The organism is Nocardia asiatica NBRC 100129 (assembly GCF_000308415.1).
GTDB classification, from domain to species: domain Bacteria; phylum Actinomycetota; class Actinomycetes; order Mycobacteriales; family Mycobacteriaceae; genus Nocardia; species Nocardia asiatica.
Window position 1 is genome coordinate 1 of the sequence record NZ_BAFS01000222.1, and the last position, 780, is coordinate 780.

1 protein-coding gene is annotated in these 780 nt (G+C 65.8%); it reads left to right on the plus strand.

Annotation, left to right across the window (positions count from 1 at the left end):
• The coding region (locus tag ON27_RS22005; RefSeq protein WP_043730992.1) for an RNA polymerDNA-directed RNA polymerase subunit B at nt 1–780 on the plus strand (780 nt) is incomplete at both ends.

A 780-nucleotide genomic window follows, 5' to 3' on the forward strand; every position in this document is an offset into this window, starting at 1 on the left:
ATCGAAGCGATCACCCCGCAGACGTTGATGAACATCCGCCCGGTCGTCGCCGGAATCAGGGAGTTCTTCGGAACCTCGCAGATGTCGGTGTTCTTGGACGAGCGCAACCCGCTCGCGAGCCTGACCCAGAAACGCCGCCTGTCGGCGCTGGGCCCGGGTGGTCTGTCCCGGGAGCGCGCCGGTCTGGAAGTCCGCGACGTGCACTACAGCCATTACGGCCGGATGTGCCCGATCGAGACGCCCGAGGGCCCGAATATCGGGCTGATCGGGTACCTGTCGGTGTACGCGCGGGTGAATCCGTTCGGGTTCATCGAGACGCCCTACCGCAAGGTGGTCGACGGCCGGGTGACCGACGAAGTGGTCTACCTGTCCGCCGACCAGGAGGACCTGCACGTGGTGGCGCAGGCGAATGAGCCGCTCGATGCCGAGGGCCGGTTCATCGACGCGCGCATCGCGGTGCGCCGCAGGAATTCCGAAGTGGAACTGGTCGAATCCACCGAGGTCGACTACATGGACGTGTCGCCGCGTCAGATGGTGTCGGTCGCGACGGCGATGATCCCGTTCCTCGAGCACGACGACGCCAACCGCGCCCTGATGGGCGCGAACATGCAGAAGCAGGCGGTTCCGCTGATCCGCTCCGAGGCCCCACTGGTCGGCACCGGAATGGAGCTGCGCGCCGCGATCGATGCCGGTGATGTGGTGGTGAACGAGAAGACCGGAGTAGTCGAAGAAGTCTCCGCGGACTATGTCACGGTCATGCACGACGACGGTTCCCGGCGC